General features: G+C 67.9%; 21 protein-coding genes. 6 read left to right on the forward strand and 15 right to left on the reverse strand.

Translation table 11 applies throughout. The features are described 5' to 3' along the window. Positions 1 to 12: 12 nt before the first annotated feature. The 9 genes from AC07FN_RS11930 to AC07FN_RS11970 form a co-directional block, all read right to left on the reverse strand. Positions 13 to 957 (reverse strand): patatin-like phospholipase family protein, encoded by a 945-nt coding sequence (locus AC07FN_RS11930; RefSeq protein WP_478395622.1) that lies wholly within the window; start codon positions 955 to 957, stop codon positions 13 to 15. Positions 958 to 1019: 62 nt separating this feature from the next. Further along, a complete protein-coding gene (gene arfB, locus AC07FN_RS11935; protein WP_452616626.1) occupies positions 1020 to 1454 on the reverse strand; it encodes an alternative ribosome rescue aminoacyl-tRNA hydrolase ArfB in 435 nt (144 codons plus the stop codon). Between the two features lie 166 nt (positions 1455 to 1620). Next, positions 1621 to 2979: a serine hydrolase domain-containing protein gene (locus AC07FN_RS11940; RefSeq protein ID WP_478395623.1), complete on the reverse strand. Its 1359-nt coding sequence runs from the start codon at positions 2977 to 2979 to the stop codon at positions 1621 to 1623. A gap of 114 nt (positions 2980 to 3093) precedes the next feature. Further along, positions 3094 to 4050: a CPBP family intramembrane glutamic endopeptidase gene (locus AC07FN_RS11945; protein WP_478395624.1), complete on the reverse strand. Its 957-nt coding sequence runs from the start codon at positions 4048 to 4050 to the stop codon at positions 3094 to 3096. Between the two features lie 126 nt (positions 4051 to 4176). Further along, positions 4177 to 4428 (reverse strand): hypothetical protein, encoded by a 252-nt coding sequence (locus AC07FN_RS11950; RefSeq protein ID WP_478395625.1) that lies wholly within the window; start codon positions 4426 to 4428, stop codon positions 4177 to 4179. 3 nt (positions 4429 to 4431) lie between these two features. Further along, positions 4432 to 4713 carry a hypothetical protein gene (locus AC07FN_RS11955; protein WP_478395626.1) on the reverse strand — a complete coding sequence of 94 codons (282 nt, stop codon included), beginning with the start codon at positions 4711 to 4713 and terminating at the stop codon, positions 4432 to 4434. A 166-nt stretch (positions 4714 to 4879) separates the two neighbouring features. Continuing rightward, on the reverse strand, positions 4880 to 5350 hold the full coding sequence (locus tag AC07FN_RS11960) for a hypothetical protein (RefSeq protein ID WP_478395627.1): 471 nt from the start codon (positions 5348 to 5350) through the stop codon (positions 4880 to 4882). A gap of 150 nt (positions 5351 to 5500) precedes the next feature. Then, positions 5501 to 6796: a hypothetical protein gene (locus AC07FN_RS11965; protein WP_478395628.1), complete on the reverse strand. Its 1296-nt coding sequence runs from the start codon at positions 6794 to 6796 to the stop codon at positions 5501 to 5503. Between the two features lie 250 nt (positions 6797 to 7046). Further along, complete coding sequence (locus AC07FN_RS11970; protein ID WP_478395629.1) at positions 7047 to 7247, reverse strand: hypothetical protein; 201 nt, start codon at positions 7245 to 7247, stop codon at positions 7047 to 7049. On the opposite strand from AC07FN_RS11970, the gene AC07FN_RS11975 reads away from it, so the two are divergent. Next, a complete protein-coding gene (locus AC07FN_RS11975) occupies positions 7246 to 7443 on the forward strand; it encodes a hypothetical protein (protein WP_478395630.1) in 198 nt (65 codons plus the stop codon). The two genes, AC07FN_RS11970 and AC07FN_RS11975, sit on opposite strands and share 2 nt — an antisense overlap. 249 nt (positions 7444 to 7692) lie before the next feature. Here the strand turns inward: AC07FN_RS11975 and AC07FN_RS11980 are convergent, their stop codons facing one another. Next, positions 7693 to 9753, reverse strand: coding sequence for a transglycosylase domain-containing protein (locus AC07FN_RS11980; protein WP_478395713.1), 2061 nt, complete (start codon positions 9751 to 9753; stop codon positions 7693 to 7695). 298 nt (positions 9754 to 10051) lie between these two features. Between AC07FN_RS11980 and AC07FN_RS11985 the strand changes: the two genes are divergently transcribed. Then, the gene (locus tag AC07FN_RS11985) at positions 10052 to 10432 is read left to right on the forward strand and encodes a hypothetical protein (protein ID WP_478395631.1); all 381 of its coding nucleotides are present in this window, start codon (positions 10052 to 10054) and stop codon (positions 10430 to 10432) included. Here the strand turns inward: AC07FN_RS11985 and AC07FN_RS11990 are convergent. Together AC07FN_RS11990 and AC07FN_RS11995 are read right to left on the reverse strand one after the other, a co-directional pair. After that, positions 10425 to 10847 (reverse strand): hypothetical protein, encoded by a 423-nt coding sequence (locus AC07FN_RS11990; RefSeq protein WP_478395632.1) that lies wholly within the window; start codon positions 10845 to 10847, stop codon positions 10425 to 10427. The two genes, AC07FN_RS11985 and AC07FN_RS11990, sit on opposite strands and share 8 nt — an antisense overlap. Positions 10848 to 11142: 295 nt before the next feature. After that, a complete protein-coding gene (locus tag AC07FN_RS11995) occupies positions 11143 to 12291 on the reverse strand; it encodes an MFS transporter (protein WP_478395633.1) in 1149 nt (382 codons plus the stop codon). A 136-nt stretch (positions 12292 to 12427) separates the two neighbouring features. Here AC07FN_RS11995 and AC07FN_RS12000 point away from each other — a divergent pair, with 136 nt between their 5' ends. Next, positions 12428 to 13672, forward strand: coding sequence for a M14 family zinc carboxypeptidase (locus AC07FN_RS12000; protein WP_478395634.1), 1245 nt, complete (start codon positions 12428 to 12430; stop codon positions 13670 to 13672). Positions 13673 to 13819: 147 nt separating this feature from the next. Here AC07FN_RS12000 and AC07FN_RS12005 read toward each other — a convergent pair whose 3' ends face one another. From AC07FN_RS12005 to AC07FN_RS12015, 3 genes are all read right to left on the reverse strand, one after another. Further along, the gene (locus AC07FN_RS12005; protein ID WP_478395635.1) at positions 13820 to 15229 is read right to left on the reverse strand and encodes an MFS transporter; all 1410 of its coding nucleotides are present in this window, start codon (positions 15227 to 15229) and stop codon (positions 13820 to 13822) included. 111 nt (positions 15230 to 15340) lie between these two features. Beyond that, the gene (locus tag AC07FN_RS12010) at positions 15341 to 16069 is read right to left on the reverse strand and encodes a DUF6319 family protein (protein WP_478395636.1); all 729 of its coding nucleotides are present in this window, start codon (positions 16067 to 16069) and stop codon (positions 15341 to 15343) included. 82 nt (positions 16070 to 16151) lie between these two features. After that, on the reverse strand, positions 16152 to 17648 hold the full coding sequence (locus AC07FN_RS12015; protein ID WP_478395637.1) for a flavin-containing monooxygenase: 1497 nt from the start codon (positions 17646 to 17648) through the stop codon (positions 16152 to 16154). 81 nt (positions 17649 to 17729) lie between these two features. Here AC07FN_RS12015 and AC07FN_RS12020 point away from each other — a divergent pair, with 81 nt between their 5' ends. From AC07FN_RS12020 to AC07FN_RS12030, 3 genes are all read left to right on the forward strand, one after another. Continuing rightward, on the forward strand, positions 17730 to 18341 hold the full coding sequence (locus tag AC07FN_RS12020; RefSeq protein WP_358574540.1) for a TetR/AcrR family transcriptional regulator: 612 nt from the start codon (positions 17730 to 17732) through the stop codon (positions 18339 to 18341). A 438-nt stretch (positions 18342 to 18779) separates the two neighbouring features. Beyond that, a complete protein-coding gene (locus AC07FN_RS12025; RefSeq protein WP_478395638.1) occupies positions 18780 to 19580 on the forward strand; it encodes a hypothetical protein in 801 nt (266 codons plus the stop codon). A gap of 260 nt (positions 19581 to 19840) precedes the next feature. Further along, positions 19841 to 20089: a hypothetical protein gene (locus AC07FN_RS12030; protein WP_452616640.1), complete on the forward strand. Its 249-nt coding sequence runs from the start codon at positions 19841 to 19843 to the stop codon at positions 20087 to 20089. The last annotated feature ends 64 nt before the right edge of the window (positions 20090 to 20153 follow it).

Genomic DNA, 20153 nt, shown 5'->3' on the forward strand with positions numbered 1-20153 from the left:
TTCAGCGTCTGGTCAGTTGGTGCTGGGCGCGGATTCGGAGACCCCGAACCGGCCGCTTGCGATCGGGTTTCCACCGATGTCGACGGGGCCGGACGGCACCGGCTTGGCCGTCGGGCACCACTTCTTGGCGATCTCCCATGAGGCGTTGATCAGGGCCTCGGTGTGCGCGAAGGAATACGGTGAGAGACCGACCACCGACGGGGCCGGCACAACGTAGAGCTCACAGCGCGTCGCGTTCAACTGCAGGTCGAGCCGTGCCGCGGACACCATCGCCGCGCCGAGCGCCGCACCGTTCACCCCGCCGACCGATCGCGGTGGCGTCTTCGGCGGCGGCCAGGTCGCGATCGAACCGATCCCCCGCCTGCGCTGGCTGAACTCGAAAGGCTCGGTGCCTCCGCACGGCAGCACGTAAACGCGCTCCGCCCCGCACTCGACGGCGCGACTGATCGGCATGAACGCCGCTGGGCCACCGTCCACCAGCCAGCGGTCCCCCACCCTCACCGGCGGGAACATGCCGGGAATCGAGCACGAAGCCACCAGCGGAGGAAGCGCAGGGCCGCTCTCGAAGTACACCGGATCGCCGGAGTCCAGATCCGTTGCGGTCACGGTCACCGGGATCTGCGCGTCTTCCAACCGGCGGAACGGCAGGTTGTTGTGCAGCCAGCGCGCCAACCCGTGATTTCCCATGACGTGGTTCGACAGCCCGATCTTCCCTGCGAGTATCCGGCTGGGCTGGATCGGGAAGACATCTGTGCGCCGCATCGACATCCACAGCTCGCGGAGCTTCGCCGCCCCGCGCGGTGTTGGGTCGCCGGCGAGCCATGCCGCGTTCAGCGAGCCTGCAGAGGTCCCGACGAGCAGGTCGGGTTCGATACCGGCCTCGAACAATGCCGTAACCAGGCCAGCCTGGATCGCCCCGAAGGTGGAGCCACCCGGCAAGACCCATGCCGTGCGCATCAGCAATGTCCCTTCTGCGTTCGTCTTCTTCCGAGGCTAGCCGCGCACACTCGCAGCACACGTCAGGCGTCGCCGGGATCACCTCGACGGCGCTGCCGTTTTACCTCCGCACGCCGCTTCTTACCAGCGAGCCGACGTTGCTGCGAACCCTTGGTCGGTTTGGTGGGCCGACGCTTCGGGGCAGGCGGGGTAACTGCCTCGGCGAGCAGCCTGGCCATCCGTTCCCGAGCGGCCTGTCGGTTGGCGAGCTGCGCGCGATTCTCGGAGGCTGCGATCGTGAGCACGCCGTCGACGAGTCGGTGGGCGAGGCGTTCCACAGCACGGTCCCGCAGAGCTTCGGGGAGCGACGTCGAGCGCGCGAGGTCGAAGGACAGTTCGACCCGCGAGTCCGTTGTGTTGACGCCCTGCCCTCCAGGGCCGGAGGACCGCGAGAAGCGCTCCGAGAGCTCGAGCGCAGGGATCGTCCAGCGGCTGGTGACGGGCAAGTCTGCGGGCATACCAGTCAGCATGCCTCACGCTGTTTTGGCCGGTCCTGCGGCTGCGCCTCGCCTGCCACAACGCCCGGGCTCCCATCCGAGTTGGCAGATCGAAGGCTGAAGCATGGGAACCTTCCTGTCACCGCTCTGACAGGAAGGTTCCCATGCTTTCAACGCCAGCCGCGGGTTACTTGGCCGGGCGCCAGCCGGCCACACCGCCGGGCACCGGGGCGTCGGGGGCGTATGGCGTGCGGGTGAAGATGAACGTGTTCAGGTCGAGGTGGGTGGGCACACCGTCGTCGTTGCGCCCCACGCGCAGGATTTCACCCGAGTAGTAGCCGTCCAGCCCGGTCCAGGTGCCATCCGGGTTGGCGCGGAATCGGGATGCCCGCCCGCGCCCCTGCCACGGCGAGAGGTCGAGCAGACCGTCGCGGCGCACCCGCAACACGTAGGGGGTCGGCCCCCAGTACCACTGGCCGGTGAGCTCCAGGAGCCGCAGGTCCGCGTCGCCGCGGGGTTCCCACGGGGCCGGGATTCGGGGCTCGTGCTTCGCGAGCAGGTCCAGCAGGTCGGTCGCGAACAGCCCCGTGACGCCCGCCGTGGTGTTGGCCATGAAGATCACCCCGGTGTTCTCGGCGGGGTCTGCCCAGACGGATGCCAGGAATCCGGGCATCGATCCTGAATGACCGGCGAGCCGACGTCCGCCGTGCCGCAGCAGCTGCAGCCCGAGCCCGTAACCGCCTCGCCATTCGGCGCCGTCGTCGACCGACGCCGGGGATCGCATCTCGGCGACGGTGTCCGGGTGCAGTACCTCGCCGCTGTCGCCGATCACGAAACGCGCCCATCGAGCCATGTCGTCGAAGGTCGACCAAAGCTGGCCGGCAGGGGCCATTGCTCCCGCGTCCTCGGCGGGCTCGGGAAGCACCACGTCCGCCCACGGGTGCACGGCGAATCCCTCCGCGTGCGGCGCGACCGGGCTGAGCGTGGTGCGCTTCATCTCGAGCGGCTCGAGGATCTCGCGCTGCAGCACCTCGCCCCAAGGGGCTCCGCGCAGCCGCGACACCAGCTCCCCCAGCACACCGAAACCGACGTTGGAGTAGTGGAAGCCGTGGCGAGGCGTCGGGCGCAGCGCGGTTTCGTCGATGCTGGCCACGAGTTCATCGGCACTGCCGCCTGGGGTTCGCTCCCACCACTGCCCGGCGGGTTCCGCGGTCAAGCCGCTTGATTGCGAAAGGATTTCACCGATGCTCCGCTTGCCGATCGAGGTGCCCGGGATGTAGTCGTCGAGTTTGTCGGCGAGGTCGAGGCGGCCTTCGTCGCGCAAGCGCATCACGAGCACGGCGACGAAGGTCTTCGTGATCGAACCGACCCGGTACTGGGTGTCCGTTGTGGAGGGCCGGCCGCCGACCTGCCCACGGCTGTCCACCCAGATCGTCTCGCCGTCGCGGATCAGCCCCGCGATCAGCGAGGGAACACGATTTTCACTCTGCTCCACGGCCAGGCGACGCAGGAGGGCTCTCTGGGTGGAGGGCAGCAGACTCGTCATGCCCCCATGCTTCCACCCCTGTGGAAAGCGGTGTTGAAGCATTCGGAGTCCCGCGACCGGCCTGCGGCTCAGGTGCGAGTGACAGGAAGGTTCCCATGCTCGCACCGAAACCCGTCAGCGGCGGGTGCGGCGGTTGACTCCTCGGGAGATCCCGGTCGCCTTCACCGGGAACCGCACCGGGAGCTTCCCGAGTATGAAGAGCACCAGGATGAGCAGAGCGAGCACGATCCACCCGCTCCATCCGAGGAGCCCCGTCGACGCGTTGTCGACCGGGTGCCCGGCCATGCTGAAGACCATGCCCAAACCGGCCGCCGCGTTGAGGAATCCGTGCGCGATGACCGCCGGCCAGACGCTGCGCGACGCGAGTCTGAGCCAGCCCAGCAGCGTTCCCACCAGGGTGCAGAAGCACACCATCATGATGAACGCCACCACGATCGGCAGCGTCGGGTAGTTGTAGCCGAGGATCAGGACCGGTGCGTGCCACAGGCCCCACAGCACGCCGGTCGTCAGGAACGCGCCGGGCTGTCCGAGGGGCAGCAGCGCCTGCGTGAGGTAGCCCCGCCAGCCCAGTTCTTCACCCAGCGCGGGGATGACCTGCAGCCAGCCCAGCCCGAAGACCGCGGCGATCTGCGTGAGCGCGAGCATCCCGGGCGACGTCTCGGGTTCCGCGCCCACCACGGTGCCACCGAACTGCTCGGCCAGCCCGGAGAAACCCGTCCAATCGGCCTGGTACACCCCGAGCAGGTAGCCCACCATCAGCGCGAAGGTCGCCACCAGCGGCGGCCCCAGCCAGGCGATCAGCGCGTAGGGCCACCACTTCTTGATGCCGCCGGGGTTGGTGATTCCCAGCCCTCGAAGCACCTTCGGCCGCGAGCTGATCCACTTGGTGACCACCAATGCCGCCACCGCCGGCATGAACATCATGAGGAAGAGGACGAGGGGCGCCCAACTCCACGACAGTCCTTCACCGGTCAACCAGAGCGGCAGGGTCAGCAGCCACGCCGGCAAATAGGCGATTGCGACGAAACTGACAACGCCGCGGACATCCACTCGGTCCTGGTCAGTGCTCACTTCGCCAGTTTGCCAAAACCTCGCTGAGAGCCGGGCCCTGCAGGTAAGGGGCGCCCGTCGCACGAAACGACGGGAGCCCCTTGCGTACATCGCCGGTGACGGATCACACGCGACAGCTCATCGACCTCACTCCTTTCGGACGATCGCCCGCAGGATGCGGATCGCGCTGACGGCCGAACCGGGCCACAGAGCGATGCCGAGGAACACGTACACCGACCAGTCTCGAGCACCCCACACGCCCCAGGCGAAAAGCGTGATCACGGCGATGTGGACGGCGAGGAACACGACCCTCGTCACCACGCGCTTCAGCGGGGCCAACGCGACTCCCACCCATAGCGCCGCCACCCCGAGGATGAGTACGAGCGCAGGAATGATCACGAGTCACCAACTGTGCGCGGGGTCTGTATCGAACGTCCCATCCGAGCAGAACCTCCTGAACTCGTAGTCCTTCGGTTTCAATACGAGATCGGGGTTGATGGCCCACGGATTTCCGAACCGATTGGGACTGATCGGCTGGCATTGCCCCCAGGGCGTTTCCGATGATGTCTCGGGAAGGTTGCTGAAGCGGAAGAAATCTCCCTTCAGAACCGGACCGTTGCTCCCGGTGCGAACGCCGTCGCGGCTGATGGCCGTGTTGTTGTGGTAGAGGTACTGGTCGGGCATCAGGCTCGCCCGCAATATCGGCGAATGGGGATCGACTTTCCGGACCGTCCCATCGGCGCACGCGTCGAAGCGGAGCTCTTGCCAGATCGGCGGCGCACGGCGAACAGCGATGTCTCGACTCCGTTCAAGCCGTCCCGGGCGAAGAACATCTTGCGGATGTCCTCGATCAGGACGCCGATGCCCGGCGCGATTCTGGCATCGCCGCGGATCCGGTTGCTGTACTGCAGCATCGCATCCGCCGGGCCGGGCTCCGCCCGATGGACACCCATCGGTTGCCCTCGCCGGGTTGCTTCGTCACGCGGGACCGCTCGCCCGGCCGAGCGTTCACCCGGTAATCGGCCAGGTTGTGGTCGGGCAGCGCGACCATGATCTTCATCGGCCCCGTGTGCGGCCGGTCCAGCGTCCAGGTTCCGGTGACGTCCATCTTGCCGCCCCACGCGCCGGGCTGGCGGGTCTGGGCGAACCAGAAGTGCCCGCCGAACCCGCCGCCGATCTGGTGGAAGTCCACCTTGGACGGATAGCGCCCCTGGGCATCGGTGGCGAAGTTCAGGGCGAACGTGCCGCTGTTGGTGTGCGGGCGGACGCATTTGTTGCCGTGGCGGTCCGTGGTCCGCACCGGCGGCACCGAATCCGGCACGTCATCGACGATCAGTGCGTTGGGCGGCAGCCCGTCGAGATCGCAGGCGGGCGGATATTTGTTGCCGTCGGGCTGTTCCGGGTAGGTGGTGTCGAACCTGATGAATTCGTTGCCGCAGCTGTAGCCGCAGTCCGCCTTCCAGGTCGCCGGCTAGTGGAACCAGCACTTGAAGTCCGCGCGCAGGCATGCTTCGGCGGCGGCGGGGTCGCACGAGTTGCGCGCGTCGCAGAACAGCTCCACCGGTGGCTTCGCCGTCTCGCGGTTCTCCGCGCCGGGTGCGGGTCCGTCGTTCCACCACGCGGCCCGGTATCCGGCGCCGTCCGCGTCGGCCAGCGGATGCCCGGCCCAGCCGATCACCTTCTCCGGGTACGGCCAGTCCTGCGGATGCGACGCGTCGTGGTAGGTGAACTCCAGGAACGGATTCCGGTCGACGGGATAGCGGGGATTCACCGGGTTGTTGAACCAGCCCACGCCCCATTGGCCGCTCGGGTCGCTGCCCTGCGGGTAGAAGCCGCTGTTGTAGGCCCACAGGGCGTAGAACCAGTTCTCGATCTTCGAGGGGTCGCCGTTGTTGACGACCATCCCCGCCGAACGCGTGGCGTTCCACTTCTGCTGCAGGATCTGCAGGCCGGCAGCCAGGTTCGTGGCGTAGTCCAGCGCGACCGCGCGCTGCTTGTCGGCCGGCCACGCCGGGAGGTCTCCCAGCCGTTCGTGGCCCGCCCGGCGCATGTGGTCGGTGACCTGCGCCATGCCGTAGCCGCAGTCGGCCTCGGCGAAGTCGACGTCCCAGTCGTTGCCCGGGTCCTCGTCGTAGACCTCGGTCCCGTAGTAGTTACCGATCAGCGGATTGCCGGTCACACCGGGCAGGGCGTGCCAGCTGGCCTGCGCCATGTTCGATTCCTGGGTGAGCACGCCGAGCATGATCTGCGCCGGAACCTCGCCACCGCCTTCCAAGGGGACGGCCGGGAACATCGCTTGCGGCGTCCACGTCGGCAGTCCCGACTGCTTCCAGTTGGCGGGCCGCGGCGGGAACAGGTTGTGCTGCACCGCCTGGTTGGCCGCCCACTCCACCTGGCGCTTGGTGGGCTGGTACACCTGCGTCCGCGGATTCGTTGCGCACCACCGCGCAACTGCGGTCGGGTCCGCTGCGCTCTGCACGCCGCTGTCCACTTCGGTCAGGTCGAGTCCGGGAGAAGGCTCGCTTCCATCCGGGCCGTGATCTGATTCCGGCGCCACGCCGAAGTCGAGCCGGGCGCCGGTAGCCAGCACCTCGGCGGCGATCTCGACCGGCTCGGCCGATTCCGCCGGGAACGGCGGCCCACCCGATGTCCGCGGAGGAACGCCATCGTTCGGAGAGCAGTTCGTCGCGCTTCTCCGGAGCCACTTGCGGAGGCGGCTCCGGTCTGCCGACACCCGATTGCCCGCCAGGTGCCGCTTCCGCGACACCTGGCGGAGAAGAAAAGGCCTGCGTCGTCGGCATCAGCACGGCCGGCAACAGCACGGCAAGCACTCCTGCGCAGATCCGTCTTCGGAACACTCCTCAACTCCATTCCGATTTTTTACGCAGCACGAAGAACTCCGCCGGACCGCAGATCGAACATGAGCCGAAATCTGCTGATCGCAGCGGAGTGGAACAGGATGCGCGAGTTCTCGCCGCTGACCGAAACCGTTTCGGTCAGCGGGCGAGAAGATCAACTCACGGACAATCCAGTGCGCCGTAGAAATTCTGCGGTGTCGCGCCGGGGGCGCTGGTCGGCCGGGAGAACAGGTTCGCGTAGGCGCACCAGTTCGCACCGGGCCCACCGGGGAACGAGTGGAAGGCGCGCTGGCCGGGGCGGAGCGTGAACCACTCGTTGTGGGGCGTGATACCACCGTCCATGTTCCGCCATCCGAGCATGACGTCGACAATCCCCGGCGCGCTTGTCGTACCAGACGTCGAAGTGGTGATTACCGATCCGGTTCGAGCACAGCAATCCGTTTCCGATATCCCGGCAGGTTATTCCGGCAGCATTGGCGATTCCGAGCATTGCACCCATAAAGCCGAGCACGGTCAGCATCAGAACCAGCGCGCGAATTCCCGTTTTTCCAAATGAATCCCAGCATGCAGCGCAATCCCCTCAGCGGAATCCAAAGAGCCCCAGAGCCACATTCGGGTCAAATATATCGAGGCGGCCATTTTGGACACCACGTAATCACCGTCACGCAATTCTTCGGAAGCGGAACACCGATGGCGGTACCACTGCGGACAATTCTTCTTTTGAACGGAAAATTCCCGTTTTCACGACATGAAAAAGCCCGTGCTCACGGCGTGAGCACGGGCTTCAGGACTGAGCAGTGCCAGGTCAACTGGGCAGCGGCGCCGGTGGCAGGCCTTCGTGGACCTTCGTCATCGCGGCGAACCATGTCCGGGCCGGCACCTTGCCGCCGTAGATGTTGCCGCCGTTCTTCCCGCACAAGTACGGGGGCGCGTCACCGCCGCCGTCGCAGATCCCCTGGGGGGTGCTGCCGTCGGCGTAGGTCAGGACCGCACCGGACATCTGGGGAGTCGCAGCGAGGAACGCTGCCGACTGGTGCGCCTGGGTCGTCCCGGTCTTGCCGATCATGGGCCGATTCCAGCCGACGCTCTGCGCTGCCTGGCGCGATGTGCCGTCGGTGTCGTCCTTGCTCATGCCCTGCGCGAGGGCCGCCGCCACCTGCGGGGACACCGCCTGCTCGCATGCGGCCTCGTTGAGCTGCAGCGGGTTGCCGTGCCGGTCTTTGATCTCCTCGATCGGCGTCGGCGGGCAGTAGACGCCGCCGCTCATGATCGTCGCCCCGACGTTGGACAGCTCCAGCACGCTCGTCGGGGTGTAACCGAGGGTGAATGCGCCCCGGTTGCCCTTCTTGATCATGTCGGCCTGGGACGGGCCGTTCGAGCCATCGGCTTTCAGGGGAAGGCCGCTGGAGTTGACCCCGTTCATGCCGACCCGCAACCCGAGGCGCGAGGCCATGTCCACAACGTTGTTGAGGCCGGCCCTTTCCGACAGTGCCACGAACGCCGTGTTCGGCGACGTGGCCAACGCCATCTGCAGCGTCCTCGGCCCCGGCTGCACGCCGTCGGCGTTGGAGACGGTGTACGGCGCGGTGCCGTTCTTGTACACGCGGGAGGTGTAGGACGGTGGCACGTCGATCGTGTCGTAGACGCTCATGCCCTGCTCGATCGCGGAGGCCGCGGTGAACACCTTGTAGACCGAGCCTGCACCGAAGGGCTGCACCCGGCTGACGATGTCGTACGCCGTCTGGCCCTTGCTCGCGTCGTTGCCGTAGTCGCGGTTGGCGACCAGCGCCCGCACCTTGTGCTTGTCCTTGCCGGGCTCGACCATCGCCATCGCGTTGGCGATGCCATCGGTCTGGGTCGGCACCTGGGCTTCGGCGGCGGCCTTGGCCGCGTCGGTGGCCTTGCGGTCGAGCGTCGTGCGGATGGTGTAGCCGCCGGTCTTCAGCTTGTCCTTGTCGATGCCGAGCCGGTTCAGGTAGTCCGTGACGTAGGTGCAGAAGAAGCCGTCGGTGGCACCGTCACCGACGCCGGCGCAGCCGTTCGGCGGCCGGCCGAGCGGCGACATCACGCCGAGCGGTTCCTGCTTGGCCCGCTCCGCGTCTTCCTTGGTGATGCGGATGTTGTTGTTCGGGTCCGCCATCAGGTCGATCACGAGGTTGCGGCGCTGCATCGCGTCTTGCGGGTTGCTGTTGGGGTTCAGCGAACCGGGCTGGTTGACGATCGCCGCGAGCAGCGCGGCCTGGGCGATGGTCAGCTTGTCGGACGTGGTGCCGAAGTAGGTCTGGGCGGCCGCGCCGACGCCGAAGGTCTGGTTTCCGAACGGCACCACGTTGAGGTATCCGGTGAGGATCTCCTCCTTGGTCATGGTGTGTTCGAGTTCGACGGCGATCTTCGCCTCGCGGAGCTTTCGGGCGATCGTCGATTCCTTGGCCTTCTCGGCCTCCACCTCGGAGTCCGCCGCGACGTGCACGAGGTAGTTCTTCACGTACTGCTGGGTGATCGTGGACGCGCCCTGCGCCGCCTCGCCGCTGCTGACGTTGGTCGCCAGCGCGCGCATGGTGCCGTGCCAGTCCACGCCGCCGTGGTCCCAGAAGCGCTTGTCCTCGACCGCGGTGATCGCGGCCTTCATGGTGTCCGAGACCTGATCCGGCGGCGTTTCGATGCGGTACTGGTCGAAGAAGTACGCGATCGGTTCGCCGTCCTTGTCCATGATGGTGGACACCTGCGGCATGTCGCGCCTCGCCAGGGAACCCGACATCTTCGACATGGCGTCGCTCGTCTGGTTGACCATCGCCCCGGCCCCGGTCGCCATCGGCAGCAACAACGCCGCCACCAGCACACCGGCCAGGACGCACAGTCCGAACATCTTCAACAGCACGCCGCCGCGCACGCCAGCCCCAATCACCAAATGTCCACCCGACTCGACCGCCGATCGCAGGGCCCACCTGGGGCCCGCCCCCGCTCGTCCAACGATCGGCCCGGGAGCGTCCCGTCGGCATCGGCCGACGCCCGCTTCTCCCTAGCTGTCAGTCGATTCGTTGATATCACATCCGCCGATCCGCGCGGCATTGCACCGAACGGCCGAGTCTCCGCCGACAGCCCCACGCACCTGGCCCGGATCACTACACTTGGTGACCACCGGAGTCGATCACCGCGGAGGAGAAATGACCGACCCGTTCCTGGATTCGCTGGCCACGGCGCTCGCTGGGCAAGCCGCCACCGCGCTCGGCGCTGCCGGAAAGCAGGCGTTGGAGAAGGTCCGCGACCTCCTGCGCCGGAGGTCTCAGAACGATCCGGAGACGAGGGCCGCGCTCGAAGCCGCCGAACAGGATTCGGCGGGCCAGCCGCACGTGAAGGCACTGGCCGAACGGCTGGACCAGGTTTGCGCGGAGGACGCCGAGTTCGCGGAGGAGCTGCGCACCGAGGGTGCCGAGGTGCACGAGGAGATCTCGGCCTCCGACAACGCGGTGGTCAACGTGAACCGCGGCGAGGTCAAGAACCTGATCCAGGCGCGCACCATCGAGGGCAACATCACGTTCAACTAGCGCGGCGATCCGATCTGTTCAGGTCGGCCAGGTACTGGTTGTAGGCGGCGAGTTCCGGATCATCGTCGGCACCGACCGGCGCCGCCGGCGGCGGCACCAGGGGCCGCTTCCGGCGTGCGGCCGACTGGGCCTCGACCTGCGGCGCGACATCTTCCTGAGCCACGGTCTCCGCAGTTTCCGGCTCCGCCTCGTCCCGATCCCGGTGCGCTTCCATGCGCATCAGCCGGACCCACAGGAAGATCGTGAACACGCCGAACAGCGGCCACTGCAAGGCGTAGCCGAGGTTCTGGAAACTTCCCCCTGCTTCGTGCGCGCGGTCCCACTGCCACACGGCAAGGAAGCCGGTGGCGACCGCGGCCACGACGAAAAGCGCGTGCAGAAGCAGCCAACGCGGGGTCAACAGGCTGCGGAACACACCCCGAATTCTAGGCGGTCCCGAGCGACCGGGTGGCCCGGTGTCGTCACGGGCTGTTCGCCCCGATCACCCGGGGCCGGATTCGCCGATCCGCTGAAGCGCGATTCGGCCGGCTGAAATTCCACGAAATGTGTCCAACCACACACCACGGGTCTTACGCGTGGTGACAGGAAGGGAACATTTCTGTCACCACCACCGCCCGGCTCTCGCGGCGAGTGACAGGAAGGTTCCCATGCTGCGGCTTTCCGACCGGCGGAGTGGGAGGGGGTTGGGTGACAGAAAGGTTCCCTTGCTCTCAACCCCGCCGGCGGTGGGAGGCGGCCAGGGGCGTGCCGATGGCGATGAGGATCGCCGCGACGGCGAAGGTCACCGGATAGCCGGACAACGTGACCAGGGCGCCGAAGCCGATCGAGCCGAGGCCTTGGCCGGCGTCGTAGGCGATGTTCCAGGCGGTGCTGGCCACGCCGGACGCCGTGCGCTCGAACATCACGACCAGGGTGATGTTCTGCACCGCGCCGAATCCGGCCCCGAAGGCGGCCGCGCCAGCCAGGGCCACCGGGTCCGCGCCCCACGCCGCGACCGCGAGCAGGCCCGTGCCCAGGGCAGCCAGCAGCACGGCGGGCACCAGAACCCGGTGGGGCCCGAGCCGGTCGCCGAGCTGTCCGGCGGCCCACCGGCCGAGCATCGTGGCGACGCCGAAGGCCAGCAACGCCGCCGGGGCCACCGATCCTGCGATGGCCAGCGGCAGGAACGCCGTGAGCCCGCCCGCTGCGATCGCGGCCGTGGTCATGACGGTCCACGACGGCAGCAGCGCCAGCGGGAACGCCGAGGTGCCGGACCGCTCCACCGCCTTGGCCCGCACGCGCGACATGCCCAGCGCCGCCGCGGTCGCAGCCACCGGTAGTGCCCCGGCGATCCAGAACAGCGGGACGAAGCCGATCGTCTGCGTCAGCCACACGCCGGCGGGCAGGAAGAGGACGTTCGGCAGCCCGATCGACAACCCGTAGAGCCCAGCCGCCCGGCCGCGTTGCGCAGCGGGCACGAGCTCTGCCACCAGGGCGGCGCCGGTCACGGTGAGAAGCCCGAAGCCGACTCCTCGCAAGCAGGAGACGCCGAGCAGCAGCCACAGCTCGCTGGACAGCGCGTACAGCGGGGTGGGCAAGCCGATCAGCATCGTGCCCAGCGCGAAAGCGATTCGGTGGTCGATGCGCTTGAGCAGCCATGGCATGCCCAGCTGGGTCAGCACCGTCACGAGCATGAAGACGGCGTTGGTCGCCCCGGCCGCGACCTCGCCCGCACCGCCCGCGACCGCCCACAGCGGGAGGACCGGCATCAGCAGCACATACCCGGCGAAACCACCGACGGTCGCTACCAGGAGAAGCCGAAAAGACCGGTGCTGCAACGCCGCCCTGTCCTTGGCGGGGGATTCAACCGAGACTCGCACGAGTTCTTGATAGGCCGCGCGACCATGCTTTGTCCATCCGGTCCAAGAAGTCCGAGATGCGCACTCATGGCCGATTGTGGCTTTCGCCTAGATCGGTTTGGCTTGGGCCGTCACTGCGACGGCGAGGAGTTTCTGCATGAATCGGATGCGAGCACTGGCGCTGGCGGCCGTGGTCGCGGGATCGGCGTTCGTTCCCGCAGCGGCCACCGCACCGCTGACGATGGCGGCCCCGCCGCCGTGCAGCGAGGAGCCCCGGGAGAACCCGATCAGCGAGTTCACCAGCTACGACGAGGTCCTCGTCGAGCTCGACCGGATCGAGCGGGTGAGCGCGGGTCGCGTCGCGGTGGAAACCGTCGGCGAATCCAACCGGGGCCGCGACATGCTCCTCGCGCGCGTCGGTACCGGTCCGAAGGTCGTGCTCGTCACCGCCGAGATCCACGGCAACGAGAAGACCGGGCCGGATGCGGTGCTGGACCTGCTCGACTTCCTGGGCACCTCGGATTCCAGCCGGGCCAAGCAGATCCGCGAGCAGCTCACCGTGGTCGCGATGCCGAAGATCAACCCGGACGGAGCCGCGCTCGATCGCCGCGGCAACGACATGACGTGGCAGGAGGTGCAGGCGCGCTTCCCGCAGCTGGCGACCGCGCCGCCGTCCTGGAACTACTACACCGAGTCCCGACAGGGCGACGACTACTCGCAGCGGCCCGGCTTCGACGTCAACCGGGACTACAACCCAGACCTCGACTACCAGCCGCAGCCGCAGGACTTCCCCGGCAGCAGCGACCGGCCGGGCTGGTTCATCAGCCCGGAGACGCAGTCGGTGCGCGATGTCTACCGCTCGCTGCAGGCCGAGTTCGGCGCGGTCGACACCTACATCGACCTGCACCACCAGGGCGCCTGCTACACGGTTCCGGTTACCGACCGGTTCGTGACCTTGAGCCTGTCCGGCAAGTTCGTCGCCGACCCCGCGACCCCGGAGGGCGCCGCGTACGCCGAGTTCGCCGACACCTTCCGGCCGGAGTACTCCAAGCGGCTCAACGTGGCCGCGTACAACGCGTTGCAGGCCGCGGCCAACCGCAATCCGGAATTCGGCAACATCACGCTCTACCCGCAGGACACCAACCTGCCGGGCACGGGTCTCGGCACGTTCCAGCTCAACGGCAGCGGCGCGGTGCTGTTCGAGGTGCGCGGCCAGACGCAGACGCTGGGCGAGCAGCATCGCGCGATGCTGACCCGAGCCGTCTACATCGGACTCGACGGGATCCTCTCATCGGTCGCCAGCGGCCAGGTCGAGCACCTCGACCCCGCCGCCTACGACCGCATCCCGCCCACCGACCGCGGCAAGCAGACCATGACCGCCACCACCGACATCGAGAACTGACGAACCCGGCACACGACTGGCGGCGCTCGCCGGCTGCGTTCCCGCGCGGCGGCGAGCGCCGTTCGTTCGATACCGACTGCCTCTGGAAATCCCCTGGTCACAGTGCCTGCCCGGCTGGTGCGTGACAGGAAGGTTCCCATGCTCGCATCAGGTTTCCGGCGGTTGCCGGGGTTTGGTGGTCCGGATCGCGAGCTGGGCACATGCCGCTGCGGCCAGCGCCGCGGCGGCTAGTGCGAAGGCGACCGTGCTGAAGGCGGTCACCGCCTCCGGTCCACTCGCCGGCGCCAGATCCAGGTAGATCGCGCCGAAGGCGGCGACGCCCACGGCACCGCCGATCTGCAACGTGGTGTTGAACAGTCCGCTCACGTCCGGTGCGTGGCGGGTTTCGACGACGCTCGTCAGGTGGTCGAGCGTGGCGCTGAACGCCGCCCCGTACCCCAGCCCGCCGAGACCGAGCAGGACGATCAGCAGGGGCCCGTTGGCCGTGGCGGCCCACCACCGGCCCGAGCCGATCCCGGCGAAAGCAGCAGCGAGCAGCAGATTCCCGGCCGGTGCCGCCGATCTCCTCAAGCGTGCGGGAATCCGGCCGAGCAGCGGGCCCGAGACGCCGAAAGCGGCCACCCAGGACACCAGGACCAGCCCGGAATAGGTCGCGCTCTCCCCCAACCCTTGCTGGAGGTGGAGCGCCAGCACGAACAGCAGCGCGAAGTACGTGGCCCGCACTGTGGTCTGCGCGACCATCGCCCACACCACCGGTGCCCGCCGCAGCAGGCCCAGCTCGACCAGTGGCCGCGCGGCACGACGTTCGACCACGACGAACAGCGCGAACGCGGGCGGGCTGGCCGCCAAGCACAACTGCATCCACATCGGCCAGCCCATCTCCCGCCCCAGGATCATCGGGCCGATGAACAACGCGAGCGCCGCGGCCAAGACCGCCGCTCCTGTCAGGTCCAGCCGCTCCGTGCGTCCCCGGTCCGTGGGCAGGACGAACCAGGCGGTCATGAACAGGGCCGCGCCGATGGGCACGTTGATCAGGAAGACAGGACGCCACCCGGTGCCGAACAGGTCCGCGGAGACCAGCAGACCGCCGAGCACCTGCCCGATCACCGCACTGCCCGCGAGGGTCACCGCGTAAAAGCCCAGCGCGCGGGTGCGTTCGTCGTCCCGGAAGTTCAGCTGGATTCCGGTCAGCACCTGCGAAGTCATCAACGCCGCCCCGGCGCCCTGCACGATCCGTGCGCACACCAGCAGAAAGGGTGTTGGCGCGAGCCCGCAGCCCAGCGACGCGAGAGTGAAGACCGCCAGACCGAGGAGGAAAATCCGCCGGTAACCGCGCATCTCGCCCAACCGCGCGCTGGTGATCAGCAGCACCGCGAAGCTGAGCGCGTACCCGGAGACGATCAGCTCCAGCTCGGCACCCGAGGCGGCCAGGTCATCGCGGACCGACGGCGCGGCCACGTTGACGATGGCCACGTCCACGTTGCCGAGGAACATCCCACCCAGCAACGCGGTGAGCTGCCCGCTGGAGCCGCGCCGCCGCGACAACGTTTCGGTCATCGAGCTCCTCTTCACCATGTCCCGGCCTGATGCCTGACATGAGTGAATCGGAGCGCGACGACAGATGCTGGCGAGCTTCGGACACGGAAATCCGGCTCAGCGCAGTGGGACTCAGTCCCCGAGTTCGTCGAGCGCCGCCTGCGCCGCGGCGAGCTCCGAACGAAGTTGCTCGACGCGCAGGCGCTGCTGCTCGCGAGCGGCGTCGATCAGCGGTTCCACCGCTGCCGCGACGTCGTCGTGCAGCGCCTTCGCCGCTTGCGCAACCGCGTTCGCTGCGACGGGTGTCGGGCGCACGACGCGCTTCTTACCGGCGCTGACCTCGACGCTCCACTGGCCGTCCTGGTCCGCCGTCAGCGTCACCGTCGCCCCGCCGATCGGCTTCGCCTGTCGTGGTTTGCGGCGTGCCGCCGACTCCGCAGCCGGCTTCGCCGACGCAGCGGCCGGAGCCGCGGCGGCCTTGGGCTTCGCCGGAGCAGCAGGCTTCACCGCAGCGGCGGGCTTCTCCTGCGCCGCCGGTGGCTTCGCCGCAGCCGGAGCCGGTGCCGGGGTGGCAGGGCGTGGCTTCGCGGCGGGTTTCGCCGGCGGCTCGGGTGGCGCCGCCTTCTTGCGGGGTGGTTTGACCTTCGTGACCTCCGCGGCCGAGAAGGACAGCACGTCCTTCGAACCTGCCGGGCGGACCTGGATGAAGTCGCCCTCGGCCGGTTCGCCGAGCGCGACGACCTTGCCGGAGCGGCCCTCCTGGACGCCCACGGCCGAACCGGTGAACCACACCGTCGGCGTGGTTCCGGCGTTCAGCTCTTCGCGGATTCCGCGCAGCTCATCGGACGACAGCGGTGACATCGCCACCCCTTGCTCAAGGGTGAGCCCCTTCGGGGCTGTTAGACAGTGACGCCACCACTATATCGAACGCCCGTGCGAAGCTTCAACGGGATTGGCCTGCGGTCGTCTCGTAGTCCGCGAGGTCGGCCTTCCGGGTGCGCTGCCAGTACTTCCAGGTGAATCCGGGCCAGATCGTGCGGTTCACGCCGTTCTCGTCGAGGTACCAGCTCCGGCACCCGCCGGCCGACCACACCTCGTCGGCCAGTTCGGCCTGGATCTCGGCGTTGAAGGCGTCCTGCACCGACTTCCGCACGTCGATCTGCCCGATCTCGTCGCGGCAGATCGGCCGCAGGCAGCTGAGCACGTAGTTGATCTGCGACTCGATCATGAACACCACGGAGTTGTGCCCGAGCCCGGTGTTGGGCCCCAGCAGGAAGAACAGGTTCGGGAAGCCGGAGACGGTCATGCCGAGGTAGGCCTCCATCCCGTTGCGCCAGGCGTCCTGCAGCTTGCGCCCGTCGCGGCCGACGATGCTCAGGTGGTCGAACGCGTCGGTGACGTGGAAGCCGGTGCCGTAGATGATCGCATCGACCTCGTGCTCCTCGCCGTCGCCGGTGACCACGGATCGCGACCGGACCTCGGCCACCCCGCTGGTCACGAGGTCCACGTTGGACCTGTTGAGCGCCGGGTAGTAATCGCTGGAGAGCAGGATCCGCTTGCAGCCCATGGCGTAGGCCGGGGTCACCGCGGCGCGCACCTTCGGATCCTTGACGGCCTTGCGGATGTACCGCTTGGACAGCTGCTCGGCGAACTTGCCGAGGCGGCGGTTGAACACCGCGAAGTAGCGCGCTTCGAGGGTCCAGTACAGCGCCGCGCGGGCCGCCCGCTGGACCAGCGGGACGTTGCGGAACAGGCGCTGCACCGACTCCGGGATGGGCCGGTCGGGCTTGGGCTGGATCCACGGCGGGGTGCGCTGGAACAGGTGCAGCTGCGCCACTTCCTTGGCGATGCGCGGCACGAACTGGATGGCGCTCGCCCCGGTGCCGATCACCGCGACCCGCTTGCCCGCCAGGTCGATGTCGTGGTTCCACTCAGCGGAGTGGAACACCTCGCCCTCGAAGCCTTCCACGCCGGGCAGTTCCGGGTAGCTCGGGATGTGTAATGCGCCGACGCCGGACACCAGCGCGCGGCCTTCGTACTCGGTTCCGTCCGCAGTGGACACCGTCCAGGTGCTGGCGTCCTCGTCGTACTCGGCGCCGGTGAACTCGACGCCGTAGTGGATGTGGTCGCGGACCCGGTACTTGTCCGCGCAGTGCTGCAGGTAGTCGGAGATCTCGCCCTGCCTGGCGAACATCCGGGACCAGGACGGGTTCTGCTCGAAGGAGAACGAGTACATCAGGGACGGCACGTCGCAGGCGCAGCCCGGGTAGGTGTTGTCCCGCCAGGTGCCGCCGAGGTCGGCGGACTTCTCCAGCACGATGAAGTCGCTGATCCCGGCCTGCTTGAGCCGGATCGCCATCCCGAGCCCGGAGAAGCCGGTCCCGACGATGATCACCGAGGTCCGGTATTTGCGTTGGTCCTGCGTTTGCCGTTGCACCATCAGGTCCTCCTCCGACACCGGAACGACTGACTACCCGGGAGTAGCTTACTACGAGTAGGTTACTTGCGGTAGGGTGTTTCCGTGGAGACGCAGCAGGCACCGACCACCGGACGCAAGCGGATGCCCCGAGCCGAACGGGAACGCCAGATCCTCGCCGTCGCCGAGCAGGTGTTCGCGGCGGACGGCTACCAGGGCACGTCCATGGACGACATCGCGGCACGGGTCGGCCTGTCCAAGCCGATGCTCTACGAGTACTTCGGTTCCAAGGAGGGATTGCTGCTCGCCTGCTTGCAACGGGCCAAGCGCGAGCTGCTGGAAGCGACCACGGTCGCGGCGGCCGGCGCAGCCACCCCCGAGCAACTGCTGCACGACTGCCTGCTGGCGTTCTTCAAGTTCAGCGACGATCACGCCCAGGCCTGGGCGCTGCTGCGCAACGAGTCCGCGGTGCCGAGCTCATCGGTGAGCAGCGAGCTGGAATCGATCCGCATGCAGCAGATGGAGTTCACCTCGGGACTGATGGGCGCCGCGCGCCCCGACCTCGATCCGGTGCAGCTGGAGGCGTTCGCGGAGGCGATCATCGGCGCCTGCGAACGCCTCGCCCTGTGGCGGGACCGCCGCCCGGAAATCACCGCCGAACAAGCCACCGGACACCTGATGGCGCTGTTCGCCCCGAGCCTCACCCCAGTCCCCTGACACCACCCGCCCTCAAGGCGGCCCAGCCGCCGACGACCCTGGGGCGCCGGTTGGAGCATGGGAACCTTCCTGTCACTCCACGCCGGTCGCAGGGCTGCGCCTTTGGAGCATGGGAACCTTCCTGTCACCTCACGCCGAGCGCACCCCCGCACCTTTGAAGCATGGGAACCTTTCTGTCATCCGTCCCTGAGCTGGAGCGCCGCGAGTGTGTTGTCGGCGCGAGATCGCGGGGGTCGGAATGCCGAGACAGCAGGGGCCTCGGTTCCGACCTGAGCAGCGGGTCGCACCTCTCGAACTTCACTCGTTCGGGCGGTGGTCGAGAATTGGGGGTCAAGATCCACCGAACGTTCTCCGATACCGAGTCAGCCGTGCCAACACGTCAGACCCAAGGAGAACAGTTTGCGCCCCTGGACCACGCGCACAGTAAAGGCAGCCGTTGTGGCCGCGGGGTTCGCCGCTGTCGGAACCGGTGCCGCCTCTGCCGCGGAGAGCACCGACCTCCCGAAGCCGGACCTGTCGTCCGTTCCGGACAACGTCGGGGTCCTCGCCCCGTTGAACGCCTGCCAGATGCAGAACGGGCCCGGGTACATCCCGACGAAGGCTCCGTGCGCGGACACCCAGCTGTACGCGAACACCCCGAACCTGGTCAAGAAGGTGGGCGCGGACATCACCACCACCGGCCACGGGATTGGCGGTGAGCTGCGGGACGGCCGTCCGGTGCTCGCGCCCGGCAAGCCGAACCGCGTGCTCGGCCACGTCTTCGCCGAGACCACCCGCGTCGAGCAGATGACGAAGACCCGTCCGACCATCGGCGGCTCGGTGACCCCGGGCCACCTCGGTGTGGCCTCCGCACGCATTCCGGAAGCCACGCTGCTGGACGCCGAGGTGGGACCGCGCGAGCCCGGACACCAGGGCACGTCCACGCTGGACACCGCGGTCGACCTGACCGCGGCCCAGGGCTACGCGACGGAACCGCTGGCCAACCCGGTCGGCGCGGTCGCCCCCGCTCTGCAGCGCAACCCGCTGCAGAACTCCGGCAAGCAGGTCGCCCTGCCGCAGCCCGAGAAGCTCGTGCCTGCGATCGAGAAGACCCCGGTGACGTCGGAGCTCAACAGCGGCCTCGGCGGTGGCGCGAGGGACGTCGCGCAGCAGGTCACCGGCGGCCTTCCGAATGCTCCGGTGCACCGGATCACCGGTCAGCTCCCGTCGATCGGCGACGTGGCCCGCACGCTGCGCTGAGCACGATCTGATCAAGTGGTCCCGGAAATCGTTCCGGGACCACTTTTTCGTGTCCGCACAACGAACAAGCAACGCTCCACAATGGATTTCTCACTCCATCGTGGGAACTTGCCGGAACACGCCCGGAGCGGTTCGACTTCGCCTGCGGGAATGGCGCAAACTCTGCCGCGCGGTCGCCGTTGCACGGGGCCTGTTCCCGCGTTTTCCCGGTCACCGCATGGGATGAACCCGCAATGTTCAGTCACCTAAGGAGAAGCACAGTGCGTACCGGTGCTCGTATTGCTGGTGTTGCCGCAGCCGCCGCTGCGATGATGGCCATCGCCTCCCCGGCCTTCGCCGACAGCGCGAACAACAACGGCATCAACCTGCTGGACGACAACAACGTCAGCGCCGTTCCGGTGCAGTTGTGCGGCAACAACGTTGCCGTCGCCGCCATCGTGGTCCCGATCCTGTCGCCGCAGATCAACAACTGCGTCAACGCGCCGATCATCGACCACCCCAAGCGCTGAGCAGGACCAGCCGAAAGGCGCCGGGCCCTCATTGGCCCGGCGCTTTTTCACGTCCGCGAGTTCG

The sequence above is a fragment of the Saccharopolyspora sp. NPDC045941 genome, from assembly GCF_056431445.1.

What these genes read in the sequence shown, in the direction of transcription:
- AC07FN_RS11930 (WP_478395622.1), bottom strand. Translation starts at nt 957, where the DNA reads ATGCGCACGGCATGGGTCTTGCCGGGTGGCTCCACCTTCGGGGCGATC.
- AC07FN_RS11975 (WP_478395630.1), top strand. Translation starts at nt 7,246, where the DNA reads ATGACGTCGACAATCCCCGGCGCGCTTGTCGTACCAGACGTCGAAGTG.
- AC07FN_RS11940 (WP_478395623.1), bottom strand. Translation starts at nt 2,979, where the DNA reads ATGACGAGTCTGCTGCCCTCCACCCAGAGAGCCCTCCTGCGTCGCCTG.
- AC07FN_RS12010 (WP_478395636.1), bottom strand. Translation starts at nt 16,069, where the DNA reads ATGTCACCGCTGTCGTCCGATGAGCTGCGCGGAATCCGCGAAGAGCTG.
- AC07FN_RS11985 (WP_478395631.1), top strand. Translation starts at nt 10,052, where the DNA reads ATGACCGACCCGTTCCTGGATTCGCTGGCCACGGCGCTCGCTGGGCAA.
- arfB (WP_452616626.1), bottom strand. Translation starts at nt 1,454, where the DNA reads ATGCCCGCAGACTTGCCCGTCACCAGCCGCTGGACGATCCCTGCGCTC.
- AC07FN_RS12015 (WP_478395637.1), bottom strand. Translation starts at nt 17,648, where the DNA reads ATGGTGCAACGGCAAACGCAGGACCAACGCAAATACCGGACCTCGGTG.
- AC07FN_RS11980 (WP_478395713.1), bottom strand. Translation starts at nt 9,753, where the DNA reads ATGTTCGGACTGTGCGTCCTGGCCGGTGTGCTGGTGGCGGCGTTGTTG.
- AC07FN_RS12005 (WP_478395635.1), bottom strand. Translation starts at nt 15,229, where the DNA reads ATGACCGAAACGTTGTCGCGGCGGCGCGGCTCCAGCGGGCAGCTCACC.
- AC07FN_RS11970 (WP_478395629.1), bottom strand. Translation starts at nt 7,247, where the DNA reads ATGCTCGGATGGCGGAACATGGACGGTGGTATCACGCCCCACAACGAG.
- AC07FN_RS11955 (WP_478395626.1), bottom strand. Translation starts at nt 4,713, where the DNA reads ATGCCCGACCAGTACCTCTACCACAACAACACGGCCATCAGCCGCGAC.
- AC07FN_RS12000 (WP_478395634.1), top strand. Translation starts at nt 12,428, where the DNA reads ATGAATCGGATGCGAGCACTGGCGCTGGCGGCCGTGGTCGCGGGATCG.